Consider the following 18,968-nt stretch of genomic DNA (forward strand, 5'->3'; position numbering starts at 1 on the left):
ACTTTGCTCCTAGCTTGAGCGCCCTTCAAGGGCTGCCTTCACCCTTTCCCACAAGACTTTCCACGGTAGGGACACGTGTCTCGCTCTCCATCTGCGCGTCATGCTCCAGCTGGTGGCTGAACGGCTCCAGCGATTGCTGGCGGGTTACCGCGTCGGTCGCGAACACCGGCGGGCTCAGCAAATAGGCGCCAAGGAGGCGGGCCAGGGCCTCCAGGCTGTCGATATGGGTGCGCTCGTAGCCGTAGGTGGCGTCGCAGCCGAAGGCCAGCAGGGCGGTGCGGATGTCGTGCCCGGCAGCGACTGCCGATTGGGCGTCGCTGTGGTAGTAGCGGAACAGGTCGCGGCGCAACGGGATGGCATGGGCCTCGTCCAGCCGCAGCAGGTGCCGCGAAAGGTGGAAGTCATAGGGGCCACCGGAATCCTGCAGGGCAACGGTGACGGTGTTGCCGTTGGGGAGTTCGTGCCCGATGGGCACTAAAGGGTCCGCCCCTGTGCGCTTTTGTGAGTTTTATATCGATTGGTTATAGGGCGTTGTCTGTCAGGAGAGGAGCTTCTGTGCGGCCAGGGACAGGCTGACTGCCACCAGCATCAGGGCGAATAGCCGCTGCAGGGTGGCGCCGCGTAGGCGCGTGGCCAGGTGGTTGCCACAGAGCACGCCGATGGCGCCTCCGGCTGCCAGGCCGCCGAGCAGGGCCATGGGCGGCTGGGCGCCGGTGAGGTAGAGCAGGAAGCCGCCGCCGGACACCACGGCGATCACCGCCATCGAGGTGGCGGTGGCGGCAAGCATGGACAGCGGGGTGAACCAGAGCAGTGCCGGCACCACGAGGAAACCTCCCCCCACACCCATTATCCCGGACAGCACGCCAACGCCGATACCGATGGCCACCAGCGGCGCGCTGCGCAGCGCGCCGGACGTGCTCTGTGGCAGGCCGGCGCCGCGCCACATACGCCAGGCGGACCAGAGCACCAGCAGGCAGAAACCGAGGATCAGCGCGAATTCCGGGATGAAGCGCCCCAGCCACTGGCCGAGCGCGTTCCCCGGTAGGCCGGCGAGGGCGAGCAGCAGCACTGGGCGCCAGGCCACAATGCCCTGGAGGGCGCGGGGGATGGCTCCGATGGCGGCGGACAGGGCGACGGCCCCGAGGCTCACGCCGATGGCGTCGCGCAGGGGCAGGTGCAGGCTGAGCAGCAGGGGCAGGGCCACCAGCGAACCGCCGGCCCCGGTCAGGCCCAGCAGCAGGCCGAGGACGGCGCCGATGCCAAGGGCTTCGAGCAGCAGCAGTTCCATGGTCAGGCGTTCTGGCCGCGGATCAGGCGGCGCAAGGCAAAGCGGTTGGGGTGGCAGGCCTCGGCCACGGTGCGGGGCACTGGCAGCGGCTCGCCGTCCAGCCAGGCGGCCAGCAGCTCGCCGGATAGCGGTGCGGTGATCAGCCCGCGCGAGCCGTGGGCGCTGTTCACATAGAGGCCGTCGTACCAGGGCGCCGGCACCTGCGGCACCTGCCGTGCGTCCTTGGCCAGCACCGCATAGGCTTCGGCGAAGGCTTCGGCATCTGCCAGCGGGCCGACGATCGGCAGGTAGTCCGGGGTGGTGCAGCGGAAGGCCGCGCGCCCTTCGAGACGGGCCGGATCCAGCTCGACGGCGTGCAGGCGGCGGCCGAGGTCGGGGGAAATCTCCTCCAGTAGCTGCAGGTTACCCGCATGTTCGCTGACTGTGGGCGTGAGGTCCGTGCTGTGGAAGTCGAAGCTGGCGCCAAGGGTGTGCTCACCATCGCGCGGCGGCGCCACGTAGCCTTCGGCGCAGAGCACGGTGCCCAGGCCCACGCTTTCAGCGGTGGCCGGCAGGCGGCTGATCTGCCCACGGATGCGCTTGAGCTGCAGCCCGGCCGCCTGGGGAAAACGCAGCACCTCGGCGGCACCGGCCAGCACCGCCACCGGTACAGCGGCCAGGGTGCGCTCACCGTCGCGCGCGCACCACAGGCCGTCTTCGCGACGCAGCTCCAGGGCCTCGCTGTGTGTGATCAGGCGGATATTGGGATGTTTGCTCAGCAACTGGCACAGGGCCGGCGGATGAACCCAGCCGGCCTCGGGATAGAACAGGCCGCCGGCAGGCAGCTCGACACCGGCCAGCGCTTGCGCCTGATGCTGGTCGAGGCTGTGCAGCAGATCAGGGGGAAAGGCCTCGGCCAGCCGCGCCTGACGCTGTGCTTCCTTGGCGTCGAAGGCCAGTTGCAGTACGCCGCAGGCTTGCCACTCGCGGCCTTGCTCCAATCGTTGCAGCAGCCGGCGGGTGTGCCCGAAGCCACTGAGGATCAGCCGCGACAGCGGCGTGCCGTGCGCCGAGAGCTTGAGGTAGAGCACGCCCTGAGGATTGCCGGACGCCTCGCGGGCCGGGGCGTCGTGGCGCTCCAGCAGGGTGACCTGCCAACCACGGGCAGCCAGGCTGGCGGCGCTGGCGCAACCGGCCAGGCCGGCGCCGATGATCAGTGCTTCGCGGCGCTCGGGGGCGAAGTTCGGGCGGGCGTACCAGGGCTTGCTGTCATCGGGGGCCTGGCCTTCGAATCGGCCACGGCTCATTTCCCACTTCTTGCCGAAGCCGGGCGTGCGCTTGATGGCGAAGCCCGCCTCCTTCAGCGCGCGGCGCACGAAGCCGGCGGAGGTGAAGGTGGCGAGCGTGGTTCCAGGTCCGGACAGTCGGGCCAGTTGGGCGAAGAGGGCGGGGCTCCACATGTCGGGGTTCTTCGCCGGGGCGAAGCCGTCGAGAAACCAGGCGTCGAAGCGGGCGTCCAGTTCCGGCAGGCAATCCAGGGCATCGCCCACCAGCAGGGTCAGCAACACCCGGCCGCCGGCCAGGCTGAAGTGTTGGAAACCTGGGTGAACCGCCACGTACTGGTCAAGAAGCTGGGTGGCCAACGGCGCCAATTGCGGCCAGAGCGCCAGGGCGCGCCGGAGGTCGTCACGGGTGAGGGGGAATTTTTCCACGCTGACGAACTGCAGGCGGGCATCGGCCGGTGCGCACTGCTCGAACAGCTGCCAGGCACAGAGGAAGTTCAGCCCGGTGCCGAAGCCGGTTTCACCGATACAGAAACGCCCGCCCGCCGGCAGTTCGGCGAAGCGCCGGGACAGGTCGTTGCCATCGAGGAACACGTGGTGGGTTTCGTCGATGCCCGATGCCGGGGAAAAGTAGACGTCATCGAATTCCCGCGATAGCGGTTGGCCCTGTTCGTCCCAGTCGAGTTGGGCGTGGTGGAAGTCGGACATGGAAGTACCCGTGACAGCGAAGGGCGAATGGTAGCCGATGTGGCCGACGGGGCGGCAGTCAGGAGGGCGAGGAGGCGCCGCATCACCAGCTCCCGTAGGGAATGCCGAAGCGTTGGATGTAGCGCTTGGCTTTCTCGCTGGGCTTGTAGGCATAGCGTCCTTCGTTACGTCCCTGGTCCGGCCCCAGGGGCTCCACCTCGGCCTGGGCGCGGGCCACCTTGACCGATTTGTAGCAGCGGTTGTAGACCCAGACCTGAATGACGCCGCCCGGGGCCAGGCCCAGGTAGAGGGTGGCATCGTAGCGTGACACCCGGTGCGGTTTCTCCGGGCAGCGCCAGGCGACGGAATCGCGCATGATCTGCCGGGCTTCCTCCGGGATGTCCACCCAGGCGCGGTAGGTCTGCGGCTCGACGATGGATTGCCAGCGCACGTAGATGCGCTGGGGCAGGTCGGCGCCCACCACTGCGACCCCGCTGGGCCCCGCCCCGCCGCCCCAACCGCGGGCCGCTTCGGTGCCATCTTCCGGCTCATCGCCGGCCGCACTGCCACCACCGGTATTTCGGAACAGGCGGCCTTGGATATCCACCACCGCGCTGTCCTCGACCCAGACCTTCATGTAGGCGGGCTGGACGAAGCCCAGGCTCCACCAGGGGCTGTGTTCATCCTGGGCGCCGGACAGTGGGTCCATGGCCTGGCAGCCACCGGTCAGTAGCAGGGCCAGAAGGGTGAGGAAATGGCGCATCACCAGCTCCCGTAGGGAATGCCGAAACGCTCGATGTAGCGCTTGGCCTTTTCGCTGGGCTTGTAGGCATAGCGTCCCTCGTTACGTCCCTGATCCGGTCCCAGGGGCTCCACCTCGGCCTGGGCGCGGGCCACCTTGACCGATTTGTAGCAGCGGTTGTAGGCCCAGACCTGGATAATGCCGCCGGGGGCCAGGCCCAGGTAGAGGGTGGCCTTGTAGCTTGACACCCGGTGCGGTTTCTCCGGGCAGCGCCAGGCGACGGAATCGCGCATGATCTGCCGGGCTTCCTCCGGGATGTCCACCCAGGCGCGGTAGGTCTGCGGCTCGACGATGGATTGCCAGCGCACGTAGATGCGCTGGGGCAGGTCGGCGCCCACCACTGCGACCCCGCTGGGCCCCGCCCCGCCGCCCCAACCGCGGGCCGCTTCGGTGCCATCTTCCGGCTCATCGCCGGCCGCACTGCCACCACCGGTATTTCGGAACAGGCGGCCTTGGATATCCACCACCGCGCTGTCCTCGACCCAGACCTTCATGTAGGCAGGTTGGGCGAAACCCAGGCTCCACCAGGGATCATGGGGGTCGTTGGCGCCGGACAGCGGGTCCATGGCCTGGCAGCCGCCGGTCAGCAGCAGGGCCAGGAGGGCGAGGAGGCGATGCATTAGCGCTGGCTCCTGTCCGGGGTATGGGGGTGGCGCACGCGCTGGCCATCGGCGGTGGGGGCGTTGACAAAGGTCAAGGGGATACCGGTGCGCGGCGTCTGACCTTGCAGGCGTGCGGGTGGGTTCCAGTGGGCCGAGCAGTGGATGTAGTGCAGTTGCAGCAGACGCTCTTCGGCGGGGGTGGTGCTGTAATCACCCGTCAGAAAGCGCTCGCAGAGCGGTTGGAGTTCTACCGGCAGCTGGGTATCGGAGCGGTCGGGGATATCGTCGAAGTTCACGCCATACTGCCTAGCTAACCGATGCATTAGCCGCAGATACACCCGCGACAGTTCACCGCGCACCAGGCGCTTCAGCTGCAGAGCGGCATAGACCCGCTTGCGCGGCGGCGCCAGGCGATCCGCGGGATCGGGCGGCAGCGGCCGGGCGTCCGGGGTGACGATGGTCAGCATTTCCGTCGGCCAACCCCTGGCCAGCCAGGCGTCCCTGGCCCGCTCGGCCTCGCGGTGGATGGAGGTGCTGCGCACATCGGTCTGCAAGGGGACGTCCAGCGCCTGCATGGGGCTGACCAGCAGGCACTCCTCGGCCTCGGCCAGGTAGCCGCCGCCCAGGTCGGCATGGACGCCGGGCAGGACCCATTCGCAGTGCGTGGGCGCAGTGCGGTTGAGGGCGAAGTTGGTGCGGTGCTCGTCCCGCGCCACCAGATGCACCACCACCGGGAAGTGCTCGGGCCCCAGGTAGAGCTGGAGGCCCGGGGTGCTGGCGCTGCGCACATTGCCCAGGTTGGCCAGGCCGGCGGTGGAGGCCACGGTGTCGAACAGGCCGATGAAAGCCACCTGCACCCCCTCCCCGTAGCGGCCGGTCAGCTTGGCGCTGAACGTGCCGTTGGCATCGGGGAGCATCCAGCCCAGTGGGCCGTTGCGGCCCTTGGCCGCCTGATTGGCGAAGTGTCGGGCCGCCGCCGCGCCGCGGCTGAAGCCGAAGAGATCGAAGGTCAGCGTAGCGATTTCATGCTCGGGGTTTTCGTCGATGAAGTCGTAGCAAACCCTTCGGATGTACTTGAACGCCTCTCTCACCTTCGCTTCCACGCCAGTGGCACCGCGCCCCGTCATGGCACCGAGCAGGTTGTCCTCCTCGCCCGCGCGGGTGCCGATGCCTTCGATATAGACCCGACGATGGGCCTGCTTGGCTGCGGCGGGCAGCTTCCGCGTATCCGGATACAGGTCGTGGAGCACTTGATATTGGTCACACCATTGCCGTAGCTGCTCTCCGGGTCGCGCATATAGGGTTGGCAACTGGCGTCCAGGTCGTCCTCGGTGATGGGGTGCTGGGCGACGCAGCGCTGGCCCTGGGCGGCGTTGGCGGCATTGTTGTAAGTGCCGTCGAAGAACACGCCGAGGCGCAGGTCGACGCGCAGGCGCGGCGTGGACGTCAGTTGGAGGGGTTTGTACTTGGGCGGGGGCAGGGTGTCGGCGGGTGCGGCCGGCGCTGAAACCGGTGCGCCGAAGAAGGCGAGGTCGGCGCGCTTCCAGGCCTCCAGGGAGTGGAAGGGCGTCTTGGTGACCAGCAGCCATTCCCCGTTGCGAACGCAATCGACGATTCGTTTGCGGTAAGGTTCTTCAAGGCAGTTCTCGCGAGTGGCACCGCACTCGAAGATCAGTTCGCTGAGTCCGTTCGGCCAGAAGTAGGAATGGCGCAGTTCCCAGTCGACCTTGCCTGCGGCGAAGAATGGATTTTCCACCTCCTCTTCATTGATGGGAGCGAAAAACGACCGCTTGACCAGCTTCATCCTGTCCATTGCACCGTGCCTCCTGTAGAGCTCCATGGATGAGGGGGAGGCTTTCACAGGTGCGCAGCCATGTGGCCCCGGCAGCGACTGAAGCGATTGTCGGAACGGGCTGCTCTGGTGTGGGGAAATCTTTTGGGGTTGTAGGCGCTTCGGTGGGGGATGAACCCGGCGAGTCGGTGGGCATGACGAAACTGAACAGACAGCCTCCCCGCCATCCGCTACCTTTCCCCCATCACGCCAAGGAGGTCTGCATGTTCGAATCCGCCGAGATCGGCCATTCCATCGACAAGGAAACCTATGAGAAGGCCGTGCTGGAGTTGCGCGAAGCCTTGCTGGAAGCACAGTTCGAGTTGAAGCAGCAGGCGCGCTTCCCGGTGCTCATCTTGATCAACGGCATCGAGGGCGCCGGCAAGGGCGAGACGATCAAGCTGCTCAACGAGTGGATGGACCCGCGCCTGATCAATGTGGAGAGCTTCCTGCGGCCGACCGACGAAGAGCTCTCGCGGCCGCCGCAGTGGCGCTTCTGGCGCAAGCTGCCGCCCAAGGGGCGTATCGGCATCTTCTTCGGCAACTGGTACAGCCAGATGCTCCACGCCCGGGTTGACGGCGATATCAAGGACGCCCGCCTGGACCAGGCCATCAACGAGGCGGAAGCGTTCGAGCGCATGCTCTGTGACGAGGGTGCGCTGATCTTCAAGTTCTGGATCCACTTGTCCAAGAAGCAGCTCAAGGAACGCCTCAAGGCGCTGGAGAAGGACCCCCAGCGCAGCTGGCAGCTCAACCCCCTGGACTGGAAACAGAGCGAGGTCTACGACCGCTTCGTGCGCTTCGGCGAACGGGTACTGCGCCGCACCAGCCGCGACTACGCGCCCTGGTATGTGATCGAGGGTTTCGACGAGCGTTACCGCAGCCTCAGCGTTGGCCGCATCATTCTCGAAGGGTTGCAGGCCGCCCTCAAGCAGGAGGGCAGACCCAAGCCGCAGCCCCATACGGCGCCGCTGATGTCCAGCCTGGACGAGCGCAGTCTGCTGGACAGCCTCGACCTCAGCCGCACGCTCGACAAGGACGACTACAAGGAACAACTCGCCACCGAGCAGGCACGGCTGAATGGCCTGCTGCGCGACAAGCGCATGCGTGGCCATGCGCTGATGGCAGTGTTCGAGGGAAATGACGCCGCCGGCAAGGGCGGCGCCATCCGACGCGTCACCGGCGCGCTGGACCCTCGGCAGTACCGCACTGTGCCCATCGCTGCACCCACCGAGGAAGAACGCGCCCAGCCCTACCTCTGGCGCTTCTGGCGGCATGTGCCGGGGCGCGGCCAGTTCACCATCTTTGACCGCTCCTGGTACGGCCGTGTGCTGGTCGAACGGGTCGAGGGCTTTTGCTCGGAAGCCGACTGGCTGCGCGCCTATGGCGAGATCAACGACTTCGAGGAGCAGTTGCACAACTATGGCATCGTGCTGGTGAAGTTCTGGTTGTCCATCGACAAGGACACCCAGATGCAGCGCTTCAAGGAGCGCGAACAAGTTGCCTTCAAACGCTACAAGATCACCGAGGAAGACTGGCGTAACCGCGACAAGTGGGACCTCTACGTCAACGCGGTGGACGACATGGTCGACCGTACCAGTACCGAGATTGCGCCCTGGACCCTGGTGGAAGCCAACGACAAGCGCTATGCCCGCGTGAAGATCCTGCGCACCCTCAACGAGGCGCTGGAGGCCGCCTTCAGGAAGGGCTGAACACGGGATGGAGACGCATACGCGGGATGAATGATCGTGGTGGGTGAGTATGGGCCGGAACTATGCTCGTCCCACTTTCCATCCCAACAAGAACGAGGTGCGTCATGCGTGAAGTGGTGATCGTCGACAGCGTGCGGACTGGCCTGGCCAAGTCCTTCCGCGGCAAGTTCAACATGACCCGGCCGGACGACATGGCCGCCCATTGCGTGAACGCCCTGCTGGCACGCAACGACCTCGACCCGGCACTGGTGGACGACTGCGTGGTCGGCGCCGGCTCCAACGAAGGCGCCCAGGGGCACAACATCGGCCGCAATGTGGCGGTGCTGTCGGGCCTGGGCATCGGCGTCGCCGGCATGACCCTCAACCGCTACTGCTCCTCGGGCCTGCAGGCCATCGCCATTGCCGCCAACCAGATCGCTTCGGGTTGCAGCGACGTGATGGTGGCTGGCGGCGTCGAGTCCATCACCCTGACCCTGAAGAGCATCAACCAGGACAACTTCGTCAACCCGCGCCTGAAGCTCGAACACCCCGGCATCTACTTCCCCATGGGGCAGACCGCCGAGATCGTCGCGCGCCGCTACAACGTCAGCCGCGAAGTTCAGGACCTCTATGCCCTGCAGAGCCAGCAGCGCACCGCCCGTGCGCAGGCCGAGGGGCTGTTCGACGATGAAATCGTGCCGATGAGTGTGAAGTACTTCGTCGAAGACAAGGCCTCCGGCGAGAAGAGCATTGTCGAAGGCGTGGTGGACCGCGACGACTGCAACCGCGCCGACACTACCCTGGAAGGCCTCGCGTCGCTGAAACCGGTGTTCTCCGAGGATGGTTCGGTCACCGCCGGCAACTCCTCGCAGCTCTCCGACGGCGCGTCCATGACCCTGCTGATGAGCCTGGACAAGGCGCTGGAGCTGGGTCTGAAGCCCAAGGCGTTCTTCCGTGGTTTTGCCGTTGCCGGTTGCGAGCCGGATGAGATGGGCATCGGCCCGGTATTCTCGGTACCGAAGCTGCTCAAGGCCAAGGGCCTCTCCGTTGACGACATCGACCTGTGGGAACTGAACGAAGCCTTCGCTTCTCAGTGTCTCTACGCCCGCGATCGCCTCGGCATCGACAACGAGAAGTACAACGTCAACGGCGGCTCCATTTCCATCGGCCACCCCTTTGGCATGACCGGCTCGCGCCAGGTCGGTCATCTAGTGCGTGAACTGCAGCGCCGTGGCAAGCGCTACGGCATCGTCACCATGTGCGTGGGCGGCGGCATGGGCGCCACCGGCCTGTTCGAGGCTTATCGCTGAGGCGTGGGGCGGACCTGTGGGAGCGATTTCAATCGCGCTGCATCCTGCAGGGCTGCCGTAGGTTGGGCTAGAAGCGAGGCCGAGCCTTGCATCGTTGGGCTTCGTTCCTCTGCGCCAACCTACGGGGCCGCTTCGCGACCCTTTCGCGATTGAAATCGCTCCCACAGCTTGTCGGGGCGCCAAAAAGGAAAAACCCGCGCCTGGCGCGGGTTCTTTCATTCTGGGGCGCTCATCGGCCCCGAAGCGCAAGTATGGCGTTGGATTGCTGAATGCGGCGAATGTAAAGCGCGATCTCCCGCTCCGCATCCACACGCGTGAAGAAGGGCCCCTCCAGCGTCCCTTCCCGGGTGGAGAAGAAGTACTGACCGTTCACGGCGCTGACACGCTCACTGCGGTAGTGGGTGCCTGACGCCATGTCGCACGCACGTCGACCGAACATCGGACCACCTCCCTCTTTCATTGGCTATTTCAGTCTAATCAGCGCTGGCGTGCTTGCGCCGGGCCTCGACGGGCGGTGTGCCGGGGGCGAGCCCGGTGCGACAGGTACAGTTATGCGGCCGACAGGAGCGAAACTGTTCCTGTGCCCTGGAACCGGGCGCTCCTAGAATGGCGTCTCTCCTATCGCCCGCCGCCAGTCCAGCGGGCTCCTCCTGAGGTTCCCATGCATATCTCCTCCGGCCGTTGGGTCTACGGCCTGTTCCTCGCCCTGGTCACGGCTGTGCTCTGGGGCGTGTTGCCCATCTGGTTGAAGGAAGTGCTGCAAACCATGGACCCGGTGACGGTCACCTGGTACCGGTTGATCGTGGCGGGCTCGCTGCTGTTCCTCTACCTCGGCGCCAATCGCCGCCTCCCAGCCTTCCGCCCGCTGGGCGCGCGCGGTCGCTGGCTGCTGGTGCTGGCCGTTGGAGGGCTTACCGGCAACTACGTGTTCTACCTGATCGGCCTGAACATGCTCAGCCCCGGCACCACGCAACTGGTGATCCAGGTAGCGCCGATTCTCTTCCTGCTGAGCAGCCTGTTTATCTTCAAGGAGAGCTTCAGCCTGGGGCAGGCCTTCGGCCTGGTGGTGACGATCCTGGGGTTCGGCCTGTTCTTCAACCAGCGCCTGGAAGAGCTGCTCACCTCCATGAGCCAATACACCCTGGGCGTACTGGTGATCCTGCTTTCCGCCTTTGTCTGGACCTTCTACGGCCTGGCGCAGAAGCAACTGCTGAGCCACTGGAGTTCGGCGCAGGTGATGATGGTGATCTACCTCGGCTGCGCCGTCCTGCTGACGCCCTGGGCCCATCCGATGGAGCTGTTCAGCCTGAGCCCGCTGCAGGGCTGGCTGCTGCTGGCGTGCTGCCTGAACACTCTGGTGGCCTATGGTGCCTTCGCCGAAGCCCTGGCCCATTGGGAAGCCTCACGGGTCAGCGCCACCCTGGCCATCACTCCGCTGGTGACCTTCGCCAGCGTGGCGCTTTGCGCCAGCCTCTGGCCGGACCATGTCCAGCCGGAAGAAATCAACTGGATCGCCTACGGCGGCGCCGTGTTCGTCGTACTGGGCTCGGCCCTCACCGCCCTGGCGCCCTCGCTGGTGCGCAGCTGGCGCGCGCGTCGTCAGGCGGCATTAGTCGGCGGTGAATAGGTACCTGTGGGAGCGAATTCATTCGTGAATGAAATCGCTCCCACAGAAATGGAGGCACTCCTCACCTAGCAGCGGGCGCCCAGTGTTTCGGCCTTGCGCAGCCAGGTCTGGCGCTGTTCCTCGGAGGAGGGGCGCACCGGGGAGAACTCGGTCAGGCGGCGGGTCTTGATGCCGCAAAAGCCGAGAATGGTGCGCACCATCTGGCGGTGCGCTGGCGCCCCGTAGATCCAGCGGAAGTACCAGGGCGGGGTATCCAGGGTCACCAGCAGGTCGGCGGTGCGGCCGGTCAGCAGTTTGTCCCAGGCCTGGGACTGGCCGCGATAACGGAAGGCGAAGCCCGGCAGGAAGACGCGGTCGAAGAAGCCCTTGAGCAGCGCCGGCAGGCCACCCCACCAGACCGGATAGACGAACACCAGATGCTCGGCCCAGTGGATCTGCCGTTGGGCGTCGAGCAGGTCGGGCTCCAGGTTCTGGCTCTGGTCGTAGCCTTCTCGCAGCACCGGGTCGAACTGCATTTCTCCCAGTTTCAACAGGCGCACCACGTGCCCCTCGCTGCGCGCACCCTGAGCGAACGCGTCACCCAGGGCGTGGCACAGGCTGCCGCCTTTGGGGGTGCCGAGGATCAGCAGGATACGCTTGCCATCGCCTTCCAGCGGTGTGGCGCCATGCTTTGCCGCCTCAGCCATGGTGACCGGCCTCCAGCATACTTTCCGGGCGGACCCAGGCGTCGAACTCCTCCTCGGTCAGGTAACCCAGGGCCAGGGCGGACTCGCGCAGGGTGGTGCCTTCGGCGTAGGCCTTCTTGGCGATCTGCGCAGCCTTGTCGTAGCCGATGTGTGGATTGAGGGCGGTGACCAGCATCAGGCCGCGCTCCAGATGCTCGGCCATGCGCGCTGCATCCGGCTCCAGGCCGGCCACGCAGTGCTGCTGGAAGTTGCGGCAGCCATCGCCGAGCAAGCGGATGGACTGCAACAGGTTGTGCACGATCACCGGCTTGAACACGTTCAGTTGCAGGTGGCCCTGACTGGCGGCGAAGCCGACGGTGGCGTCGTTGCCCATGACCTGGCAGGCCAGCATGGACAGCGCCTCGCACTGGGTCGGGTTGACCTTGCCGGGCATGATCGAGCTGCCCGGCTCGTTGGCCGGCAGCCGCACTTCGGCCAGGCCGCCACGGGGGCCGGAGCCCAGCAGGCGCAGGTCGTTGGCGATCTTCATCAGTGCCACGGCCAGGGTCTTGAGGGCGCCGGAGAGGTTCACCAGCGGTTCATGGCCGGCCAGAGAGGCGAACTTGTTCGGCGCCGAGACGAAATTCAGCCCGGACAGTGCGGCCAGTTCAGCAGCCATGGATTCGGCGAAACCATGCGGCGCGTTGAGACCGGTCCCCACGGCGGTTCCGCCCTGGGCCAGTTGCAGCACCATGGGCAAGGCGCCGCGGATGGCCTTCTCGGCGTAGTCGAGCTGGGCGACAAAGGCGGACAGCTCCTGGCCGAAGGTAATGGGCGTGGCATCCATCATGTGGGTGCGGCCGGTCTTCACCAGATGCGAGTGGCGTGCCGATTGTTCGGCCAGGCCGCCGGAGAGCTCGGCGATGGCCGGCAGCAATTCGTGCTGCACCGCCTGGGCGATGGCGATGTGCATCGCGGTGGGGAAGCAGTCGTTGGAGCTCTGGGCGAAATTCACATGGTCATTGGGGTGGACCGGGCTCTTGCCGCCCCGTTGGCCGGTGGCCAGTTCGTTGGCGCGGCCGGCGATCACCTCGTTGACATTCATGTTGGACTGGGTGCCGCTGCCGGTCTGCCAGACCACCAGGGGGAACTGGTTGTCGTGCTTGCCGGCCAGCACTTCATCGGCGGCCTGCTCGATCAGGCGGGCGACGTCCGGCGGCAGGTCGCCGTCGCGGCCATTGACCCGCGCAGACGCTTTCTTGATCAGCGCCAGGGCATGCACCAGGGCCAGCGGCATGCGCTCGCTGCCGATTGCGAAGTTTTCCAGCGAGCGTTGCGTCTGGGCACCCCAATAGGCGTCGTCGGCGACTTCGACGGGCCCCAGGCTGTCGGTTTCTGTACGGCTCATGTGGATTGGCTCCGGCTATTGATTCCGCAGTTTAGGCCGTATCTCCGGCACTCGGTTCAACCGTTCGGGCAATTACCAGCGCGCGCGGGTGGCCCCCAGCCAGCCAAGGGCGTTGGTCACCGGCACGCATTCTCCGTCAGGGCTGCGCAGGACGCCGTCGAAGCGGCCGAACCACTGGCGCGTATCGGCGAACAGCGGGCCCAGGCGCGGCCTGGCCTGGTGCAATTGGCGTGGGGTGAAGGTGAGCTCGACCCGGCGACAGGCGGTGGATAACTGCCAGGAGGCCAACGGATCGTTCTGCGCCTGTTCGATCAGCACCGGGCGATCCAGCTTGGACAGGAGGCCGCCGAACCACAGGGCGTTCTCGGTCAGGCCGCTGGCGTCGGTCCAGCCGGCGCCGAAATTGCCGGCGATACCGCCCGGTGCGGCGAAGGCGGCACGGGTCCAGTGACTCTGGAAGGGCCAGACGCCGCGGCCGAAATCCAGCGCGGCGAAGCTTTGGCCCGTGGCGCAGAGGTAGTGGCGCTCGCCCAGTTGCACGCCGCCGCTGGCGGGCAGTCCGAGCTGGCGGCTGCTGGCGTGGAAGCAACTGCCGGGCAGGGGGGCCACCAGGTTCACCGATTCCAGATGGGCGGGGCGCTGCACATCCAGGGCCACATGCAACGGCTGTCCACCCAGGTCCGGCGCTTCCACCCGCAGGCTCAGGCGGCCGGGGAACTCCTCCACGCGGATCTTCAGCCGTGGATGAGTGAACTGGTGGTTTTCCAGGGGGGTATCGGGCAGCTCGCAGCCCAGGGCGAACGGGCGCAGCTGTCTATAGGCGACGGCCTGGCCTCTGTCCAGGTCGAGGAAGTAGGCGGCGCCGTAGCCCAGGTAATCGAGGTCCGCGAGAGTCAGCGAGAGCATCCATCGCGGCGTGGTGATGCACCAATGGTTCCAGCGCTTGCGCCGGCCGAAGTGACCTGGGATGGCATAGTTCAGGCGCGGTCGGCTGGACCAGCCGATCGCGCTGGTCGCGAGCTTGCCGCGCGCATCGCAGAGCGCGGGAACCCCCGGCGGCAGGGTGGAAATATGGCTATTCATCGGGCACGTCCATGTGTGAAAAGCCCAGGCATCGCAGGAAACCGGCTACTGCCAAATCGGAAAACCGACTCTGCAGCACGAGAGCATTCCGGGCCGGCACAGCATGCCCAGTGGGGGGAAGCATGAGCAAGTGATGTCACTTTGACAACCGCTGCATGGAGTGCGACATCGCACATTTTCGGCGCGTTGTGGTCGAAAATTGCTCCGCTTGAGCCCGGTATCGGCTTGAGCGCAAAATGATCCGCCTCGGCGCAACTCTCCCTTAATCCGAGCCCAGACAAGGATTCCCAATGACCAAGCTTCGCGTTCTCTGCACCGCCGTACTGCTGGCTTGCGCCAGTGGCCAGGTTCTGGCCGATGCCGCCAGCCACGCCGCCGATGCCGAGCGTTTCCTCAAGCTCGCCCGTGCCGACAAGCTGACCGTTCCGGTCTACGCCCAGGTGCAGCAGATGTTCGAGCAGCGTTTCCAGCAGACCCAGGCGCCGGCGAACAAGAAAGCCACCCTCGAGAGCTACCAGGCCAAGGCCAACGCCGCCCTGGACAAGGCTGTCGGCTGGGACAAACTGAAGCCGGAGCTGGTGAAGATCTACACCAGCAACTTCAGCGAGAGCGAACTCAAGGACCTGATCGCCTTCTATGAGTCCCCCCTGGGCAAGAAAGTGCTGGAGAAGATGCCGGCCCTCACCCAGCAGTCCGCCCAGCTCACCCAGAGCCGCCTGGAAGCCGCCGTACCCGAGGTCAACAAGCTGCTCAGCGACATGACCGGCGAGCTGGCACCCCAGGACAAGAAGAAGCAGTAACCGGAGTAGACGTTCGATGTCCATGCGTGACCGAATCCTCACCGCCCTGGCCGCTCTCGAACCCCAGCACCTGGACGTGCTGGATGAGAGCCACATGCACAGCCGTGGCCAGGAAACTCACTACAAGGCCGTTATCGTCAGCCCGGTGTTTGCCGGGTTGAATGCCGTCAAGCGCCACCAGAAGGTCTATGCCAGCCTGGGCGAGCTGATGGGACAGTTCCATGCACTGGCGTTGCACACCTATACCCCCGAGGAGTGGGCGGCGCAGGGCGCTGCACCAGCGTCACCGACCTGCAAGGGCGGCAGCAAGCTCGGGCATTGAGGGCCTGCAAGCAGGCGCCCGATGCCCTTTCGGCGCCTGAGGCATTCTCACGCAGCCAACGGTCTGCGGCTTTTTGATAGACTTCGCACCGCGCCGGCCCTGCCGGCGCAGTCGTTTCTGTCACCCGGTCCGCCCTTTACGTGGGCGACCACTGGAGGAAGTCACCGCATGACCCAGATCGTTGTTGCGGCGCTGTACAAGTTCGTCACCCTGAAGGACTACGTAGCGCTGCGTGAACCCCTGCTCAAGACCCTGCTGGACAACGGCGTCAAAGGCACCCTGCTTCTGGCCGAAGAAGGCATCAACGGCACCGTGTCCGGCACCCGCGAAGGCATCGATGCGCTGCTCGCCTGGCTCAGGGGCGATCCGCGCCTGGTTGAACTGGATCACAAGGAGTCCTACTGCGACGAGCAGCCGTTCTACCGCACCAAGGTCAAGCTGAAGAAAGAAATCGTCACCCTCGGCGTGCCCGGCGTCGACCCGAACCAGCAAGTCGGCACCTATGTCGAGCCCAGGGACTGGAACGCCCTGATCAGCGATCCCGACGTGCTGCTGATCGATACCCGCAATGACTACGAAGTGGCCATTGGCACCTTCGAAGGGGCGATCGACCCCGAGACCAAGTCGTTCCGCGAGTTTCCCGACTACATCAAGGCCAACTTCGATCCGGCGGTGCACAAGAAGGTCGCGATGTTCTGCACCGGCGGCATCCGCTGCGAGAAGGCCTCCAGCTACATGCTCAACCAGGGCTTCGAAGAGGTGTTCCACCTCAAGGGCGGCATCCTCAAGTACCTGGAAGAGGTGCCCCAGGATGAAACCCGCTGGCGCGGCGACTGCTTCGTCTTCGACAATCGCGTGACCGTGCGCCACGATCTATCGGAAGGCGATTTCGACCAGTGCCACGCCTGCCGTAACCCGATCTCGGTGGAGGATCGCCAGTCGGAGCACTATGCGCCCGGCATCAGTTGCCCGCACTGCTGGGACAGCCTGAGCGAGAAGACCCGCGCCAGTGCCATCGAGCGGCAGAAGCAGATCGAACTGGCCAAGGCTCGCAACCTGCCTCACCCGATCGGCCGCGACCCGCGCCAAGCAATGGAGGACTGAGTGTGTCCAAGGCCCGCCTGCTCTACGTGATGGACCCCATGTGTTCCTGGTGCTGGGGCTTCGCCCCGGTCGTGGAGGCCCTTGCCGGGCAGGCCGCGGCGGCCGGCGTGCCACTGCATCTGGTGGCCGGCGGCCTGCGTACCGGTCAGGGGGCCGCGCTGGATGGCCAGACCAGACGCTACATCCTCGAACACTGGCAGGCGGTCAACCAGGCCACCGGGCAGCCCTTCCGTTTCGACGGTGCGCTGCCCGATGGCTTCGTCTATGACACCGAGCCCGCCTGTCGCGCGCTGGTCGTCGCCCAGGAGCTCGCGCCGGAACTGGCCTGGCCGCTGGTCAGGCTGATCCAGCATGCCTTCTATGCCGAAGGACGGAATGTGACCCAGGCCGCCACCCTGGTGGCGCTGGCCGAGCAGGCGGGGATTCCGCGCATCGAGTTCGCCGAGACCTTCGACAGCGCGGGCGCCCATGAACGGGCCGTGGCTGATTTCACCTGGGTGCAGGACCTCGGCATCGCCGGCTTCCCCACCTTGCTGGCCGAACGCGACGGCCAACTGGCGCTGCTGACCAATGGCTATCAGCCGCTGGACGAACTGGCGCCGCTACTGGGCCGTTGGCTGGAGCGGGGCGCCCATGCCTGATCGCTTGAGCTGGGCGGAGATCCGCCGTCTGGCCTTGCGCCACAAGAAGGCCCTCTGGCTGGCTAACTTCGTTGCCGTACTGGCTACCCTCTGCAGCGTGCCCATTCCGCTGTTGCTGCCCCTGCTGGTGGATGAAGTGCTGCTGAAACAGGGCGATGCGGCACTGCGCTTCATGGACAATTTCCTGCCCCAGCCTTGGGAAAACGCCGTTGGCTACATCGGCCTGATGCTGGTCGTCACCCTGATGCTGCGCGGCATGGCCCTGGTGTTCAACGTGTTGCAGGCGCGCCTCTTCGCGCGGCTGGCCAAGGACATCGTCTACCGCATACGTACCCGCCTGATCGAACGCCTCAAGCGCATCTCCCTGGGCGAATACGAAAGCCTCGGCGGCGGCACCGTCACCGCCCACCTGGTGACCGACCTGGACACCCTGGACAAGTTTGTCGGCGAGACCTTGAGCCGCTTCCTGGTGGCCGTGCTCACCCTCACCGGCACGGCGGCCATCCTGGTCTGGATGCATTGGCAGCTGGCGCTGCTGATCCTGCTCTTCAACCCGCTGGTGATCTACGCCACGGTACAGCTCGGCAAGCGCATCAAACACCTTAAGAAGCTGGAAAACGACAGCACCGCGCGCTTCACCCAGGCGCTGACGGAAACCCTGGAAGCGATTCAGGAAGTACGTACCAGCAACCGCCAGGGTTTCTTCTTCGGCCGTCTCGGCCAGCGTGCCCAGGAAGTCCGCGACTATGCCGTCGCTTCCCAGTGGAAGAGCGACGCGGCGGGGCGCACCAGCGGCCTGCTGTTCCAGTTCGGCATCGATTTCTTCCGCGCTGCGGCCATGCTCACGGTGCTTTTCTCCGACCTGTCCATCGGCCAGATGCTGGCGGTGTTCAGCTACCTCTGGTTCATGATCGGGCCGGTGGAGCAACTGCTCGGCCTGCAGTATTCCTACTATTCAGCCAGTGCTGCCGTCGGTCGCATCAATGAGTTGCTGGCCCGTGCCGACGAGCCCCAGTACACGCCGAGCGTCGATCCGTTCCGCGGCCGCGAGACCGTGGGGATCGAAGTGAAGGGGCTGCGTTTCGCCTACGCAGAGGAACCGGTTCTGGATGGCCTCAACCTGTCCATCGCGCCCGGCGAGAAAGTCGCCATCGTCGGCGCCAGCGGCGGTGGCAAGAGCACCCTGGTGCAACTGCTGCTGGGTCTCTACCAACCCCAGGCCGGGCAGATCCGCTTCGGCGGATGCCGGCTGGAAGAGATCGGCCTGGCCGAGGTGCGCGACAACGTCGCCGTGGTCCTGCAGCATCCTGCCCTGTTCAACGACAGCGTGCGCGCCAACCTGACCATGGGGCGTTCACGCAGTGACGACGCCTGCTGGCACGCCCTGGAAATCGCTCAGTTGGCCGACACCATCCGCAGTCTGCCGCAGGGGCTGGACAGCGTGGTGGGGCGTTCCGGCGTGCGCTTGTCCGGTGGCCAGCGGCAACGCCTGGCCATCGCCCGCATGGTGCTGGCTGAGCCCAAGGTGGTCGTCCTCGACGAAGCCACCTCCGCCCTGGACGCCGCCACCGAATACGCCCTGCACCAGGCGCTGGGTACCTTCCTCAACGGCCGCACCACCCTGATCATCGCCCACCGCCTGTCGGCGGTTAAGCAGGCAGATCGGGTGCTGGTGTTCGACGGCGGCCATATCGCCGAAGACGGCGACCACCAGCAGTTGATCGCCGAAGGCGGCCTTTACGCGAAGCTCTACGGGCATTTGCAGCAGGGGTGACCAAGCGGGGCAGGCGGCACGTTTGTAGGGTGCGCCATGCGCACCGCAGCTCGGTCTGGCTTTGACGAAGT

18 protein-coding genes and 1 pseudogene are annotated in these 18,968 nt (G+C 65.9%); 8 read left to right on the forward strand and 11 right to left on the reverse strand.

The annotated features are described in order from the left end of the window. Positions 1-25: 25 nt before the first annotated feature. The 7 genes and pseudogenes from THL1_RS06895 to THL1_RS30550 all read right to left on the reverse strand — a co-directional run. A pseudogene (locus THL1_RS06895) lies at positions 26-451 on the reverse strand (osmoprotectant NAGGN system M42 family peptidase); the annotation flags it as partial. An 87-nt stretch (positions 452-538) separates the two neighbouring features. Further along, the gene (locus THL1_RS06900) at positions 539-1,288 is read right to left on the reverse strand and encodes a sulfite exporter TauE/SafE family protein (RefSeq protein WP_069082563.1); all 750 of its coding nucleotides are present in this window, start codon (positions 1,286-1,288) and stop codon (positions 539-541) included. Positions 1,289-1,290: 2 nt separating this feature from the next. After that, complete coding sequence (mnmC, locus tag THL1_RS06905; RefSeq protein ID WP_069082564.1) at positions 1,291-3,258, reverse strand: bifunctional tRNA (5-methylaminomethyl-2-thiouridine)(34)-methyltransferase MnmD/FAD-dependent 5-carboxymethylaminomethyl-2-thiouridine(34) oxidoreductase MnmC; 1,968 nt, start codon at positions 3,256-3,258, stop codon at positions 1,291-1,293. A gap of 82 nt (positions 3,259-3,340) precedes the next feature. Continuing rightward, positions 3,341-4,000: a DUF2931 family protein gene (locus THL1_RS06910; protein ID WP_069082565.1), complete on the reverse strand. Its 660-nt coding sequence runs from the start codon at positions 3,998-4,000 to the stop codon at positions 3,341-3,343. Then, entirely contained in the window at positions 4,000-4,659 is a 660-nt protein-coding gene (locus THL1_RS06915) for a DUF2931 family protein (RefSeq protein ID WP_069082566.1), read from the reverse strand. Before THL1_RS06915 ends, THL1_RS06910 begins: the two co-directional genes overlap by 1 nt. Further along, positions 4,659-5,768: a T6SS phospholipase effector Tle1-like catalytic domain-containing protein gene (locus tag THL1_RS06920; protein ID WP_069082567.1), complete on the reverse strand. Its 1,110-nt coding sequence runs from the start codon at positions 5,766-5,768 to the stop codon at positions 4,659-4,661. Before THL1_RS06920 ends, THL1_RS06915 begins: the two co-directional genes overlap by 1 nt. Further along, the gene (locus THL1_RS30550; protein WP_069082568.1) at positions 5,765-6,454 is read right to left on the reverse strand and encodes a hypothetical protein; all 690 of its coding nucleotides are present in this window, start codon (positions 6,452-6,454) and stop codon (positions 5,765-5,767) included. The genes THL1_RS06920 and THL1_RS30550 overlap by 4 nt, the downstream gene beginning before the upstream one ends. Positions 6,455-6,696: 242 nt before the next feature. On the opposite strand from THL1_RS30550, the gene pap reads away from it, so the two are divergent. Then, entirely contained in the window at positions 6,697-8,184 is a 1,488-nt protein-coding gene (gene pap, locus THL1_RS06930; protein ID WP_069082569.1) for a polyphosphate:AMP phosphotransferase, read from the forward strand. A 104-nt stretch (positions 8,185-8,288) separates the two neighbouring features. Further along, positions 8,289-9,473 carry a thiolase family protein gene (locus THL1_RS06935; RefSeq protein ID WP_069082570.1) on the forward strand — a complete coding sequence of 395 codons (1,185 nt, stop codon included), beginning with the start codon at positions 8,289-8,291 and terminating at the stop codon, positions 9,471-9,473. A 229-nt stretch (positions 9,474-9,702) separates the two neighbouring features. Here the strand turns inward: THL1_RS06935 and THL1_RS06940 are convergent, their stop codons facing one another. Then, positions 9,703-9,912: a DUF6316 family protein gene (locus THL1_RS06940; RefSeq protein WP_069082571.1), complete on the reverse strand. Its 210-nt coding sequence runs from the start codon at positions 9,910-9,912 to the stop codon at positions 9,703-9,705. Positions 9,913-10,134: 222 nt separating this feature from the next. Between THL1_RS06940 and THL1_RS06945 the strand changes: the two genes are divergently transcribed. Next, positions 10,135-11,100 (forward strand): DMT family transporter, encoded by a 966-nt coding sequence (locus tag THL1_RS06945; protein WP_069082572.1) that lies wholly within the window; start codon positions 10,135-10,137, stop codon positions 11,098-11,100. Between the two features lie 65 nt (positions 11,101-11,165). On the opposite strand, the gene THL1_RS06950 is transcribed toward THL1_RS06945, so the two are convergent. From THL1_RS06950 to THL1_RS06960, 3 genes are all read right to left on the reverse strand, one after another. Beyond that, complete coding sequence (locus tag THL1_RS06950) at positions 11,166-11,786, reverse strand: NAD(P)H-dependent oxidoreductase (protein ID WP_069082573.1); 621 nt, start codon at positions 11,784-11,786, stop codon at positions 11,166-11,168. Next, positions 11,779-13,173 carry a class II fumarate hydratase gene (locus tag THL1_RS06955; protein ID WP_069082574.1) on the reverse strand — a complete coding sequence of 465 codons (1,395 nt, stop codon included), beginning with the start codon at positions 13,171-13,173 and terminating at the stop codon, positions 11,779-11,781. Before THL1_RS06955 ends, THL1_RS06950 begins: the two co-directional genes overlap by 8 nt. Positions 13,174-13,245: 72 nt before the next feature. Further along, positions 13,246-14,256 carry a DUF2804 domain-containing protein gene (locus tag THL1_RS06960; RefSeq protein WP_069082575.1) on the reverse strand — a complete coding sequence of 337 codons (1,011 nt, stop codon included), beginning with the start codon at positions 14,254-14,256 and terminating at the stop codon, positions 13,246-13,248. Positions 14,257-14,546: 290 nt separating this feature from the next. Here THL1_RS06960 and THL1_RS06965 point away from each other — a divergent pair, with 290 nt between their 5' ends. From THL1_RS06965 to THL1_RS06985, 5 genes are all read left to right on the forward strand, one after another. Further along, entirely contained in the window at positions 14,547-15,056 is a 510-nt protein-coding gene (locus THL1_RS06965; protein ID WP_069082576.1) for a DUF2059 domain-containing protein, read from the forward strand. A 16-nt stretch (positions 15,057-15,072) separates the two neighbouring features. Beyond that, positions 15,073-15,378 (forward strand): BolA family protein, encoded by a 306-nt coding sequence (locus THL1_RS06970; RefSeq protein ID WP_069082577.1) that lies wholly within the window; start codon positions 15,073-15,075, stop codon positions 15,376-15,378. Positions 15,379-15,546: 168 nt separating this feature from the next. After that, a complete protein-coding gene (locus THL1_RS06975; RefSeq protein WP_069082578.1) occupies positions 15,547-16,482 on the forward strand; it encodes a rhodanese-related sulfurtransferase in 936 nt (311 codons plus the stop codon). A gap of 38 nt (positions 16,483-16,520) precedes the next feature. Beyond that, entirely contained in the window at positions 16,521-17,123 is a 603-nt protein-coding gene (locus THL1_RS06980) for a DsbA family protein (protein WP_162493747.1), read from the forward strand. Continuing rightward, a complete protein-coding gene (locus THL1_RS06985; protein ID WP_069082579.1) occupies positions 17,116-18,897 on the forward strand; it encodes an ABC transporter ATP-binding protein in 1,782 nt (593 codons plus the stop codon). Before THL1_RS06980 ends, THL1_RS06985 begins: the two co-directional genes overlap by 8 nt. Positions 18,898-18,968: the final 71 nt, after the last annotated feature.

It is taken from the genome of Pseudomonas sp. TCU-HL1 (genome assembly GCF_001708505.1).
Taxonomy (GTDB): domain Bacteria; phylum Pseudomonadota; class Gammaproteobacteria; order Pseudomonadales; family Pseudomonadaceae; genus Metapseudomonas.